We start from the raw sequence: 2146 nt of genomic DNA, 5'->3' as shown, positions 1-2146 counted from the left end.
CGCAGATCAGCGTAGTACAAGACGAGTTCTCTGAAGTCTACGGCATGCTTTTCTCTATCCACAGCACAGATGCTGCGCCAGAAGAGTTGCGTCGCTACGCCGAAGAGCTGCAACGCCAAATCAAAGCCGTCGACGGCATCAAAAAGATCGAGCTACACGGCATTCAACCTCGCGTTGTACATATCGATATGCCAGACGAGCGCTTGGCTCAATATGGTTTGTCGATCGCACAAGTTTGGAACCAACTGAGCACACAAAACAGCACGTTCGAAGCGGGAAAATTCGATGCAGGTACAGAGCGTATTCGTATTGCGCAAACCAGTGAGTTTCAGTCTCTAGAAGACATTCGCAATTTAATCATCAATGGTGGCACCGGCGAGTTTGGCTCGGGGTTGATTCGTCTTGGTGACATCGCCGACATCACCATGGGTTATCAAACACCAGCATTGGCAGAGACCCGCTACAACGGAGAGCCCGCTGTCACCTTGGCTGTGAGCCCAGTTCAAGGCATTAACGTGGTGTCACTTGGCGATACGATTCAAGACATCATCGCTAACTACCAGGCAACGCTGCCGCTGGGTGTCGACATCTCGACCGTTGCTTATCAACCTGAAGAAGTACAAAAGTCTATCGACGACTTTGTTGGCAACCTGCTTGAAAGTGTCGCGATTGTTTTTGTGGTGTTGTTGGTTTTCATGGGCTTTAAGAGTGCGACCATCGTTGGCGCAAGCTTGCTCCTGACGATTTTGCTCACGCTTGTATACATGAACATCGCCAGCATCGATTTGCACCGTGTCTCGCTAGGTACGTTTATTCTCGCACTGGGCATGTTGGTGGATAACGCCATTGTGATCACCGATATGATGATCGCTAAGCTCAACAAAGGTATCGAGCGAACTCGCGCCGCGATTGATTCCGTCAAAGAAACCGCCGTGCCACTTTTAGGTGCAACTGTCATCGCGATTATGGGCGCAAGCCCAGTGTTGTTCTCCAAAACCGACTCCGCCGAGTTTGCGAGCTCTGTGTTCTACATTGTGGCGTCGTCACTGTTGCTTTCATGGATCGTCGCGATGACGTTTACGGTATTAATGGCGTGGATGTTCATCAAGCCAAAAGCTAATAGCGAAGAGACCAAACCGAGCCGTTATAAACAGTTGGTATTCTGGACGGTGGACAACCCGCGTAAAGCATTAGCCGCTTTGGTTCCGTTGATTTTAGTCACCGCCGTGGCAATCCCGTATGTGGCCGTGAACTTTATTCCTCAGTCGGATCGCTCAATTGTGTTTCTCGATTACTGGCTACCCAATGGTGCCAAGATTGAACAAACCTCGGCAGACATGCGCAAAGTTGAAGAATGGTTGGTCGCACAACCAGAAGTGGAAAGTATCTCTAGCTACGTCGGCACCAGTGCACCTCGCTTCTCGGTAACGGTAGAGCCTGAGCCGCTCGACCCTGCCTACGGGCAGATTCTGATCAACACCAAAGACTACGAGAGCATCAGTCACTTGGTAACGCGTGGTGATGATTGGCTGAAAGAGACGTTTCCGGATGCCGAACCTCGCTTCCGAGCGCTGAAGCTGGCAACCAAAGATAAGTTCGCGGTTGAGGTGCGTTTTTCTGGTCCGGATGAAACCGTATTACATCAACTAGCGGCAGAAGCGAAAACGATTTTTGCTTCAAACCCTGATGCAAAATACATTCGCGATGATTGGCGCCAAGAAAGCAAAGTGCTCAAGCCGATTCTAAACCAAGACAAAATGCGTCAAGCAGGAATTAACCGCGCCGATGTCGCTTTCGCGCTAAAACGCGCATCAGACGGCATGCCGCTCGGACAAATGAACCTGAATGATGAGCTGATTCCAATTCAGTTACGTGGCACATCGCAAAACATGGCGTCACTAGAAACGCTACCTGTGCGCTCTCTACTTGGCTTTAACAGCGTTCCGCTTGGTCAAGTGGTGGATGGATTCGAACTGGTCACCGAAGAGAGCATGATTTGGCGACGCGACCGCGTGAAAACCATCACGGTTCAAGCGGGTGTGAGCCGAGACTCCACACCAGCGAACGTTAGAAACGCTATTAAAAATCAGGTTGAAGCCATCCAACTTCCGGCGGGTTACAGCATGGAATGGGGAGGCGAATATTA

At 50.5% G+C, this 2146-nt stretch carries 1 protein-coding gene; it reads left to right on the top strand.

From position 1 onward, the window contains the following. The coding region (locus R7P35_RS23720) for an efflux RND transporter permease subunit (protein ID WP_318092767.1) at window positions 1-2146 on the top strand (2146 nt) is incomplete at both ends.

The sequence above is a fragment of the Vibrio sp. Vb0304 genome (assembly GCF_033338995.1).
Classification (GTDB): domain Bacteria; phylum Pseudomonadota; class Gammaproteobacteria; order Enterobacterales; family Vibrionaceae; genus Vibrio; species Vibrio alginolyticus.
Note: the sequence above shows the minus strand (reverse complement) of the source record. Positions and strands in the feature narration are given on the sequence as shown.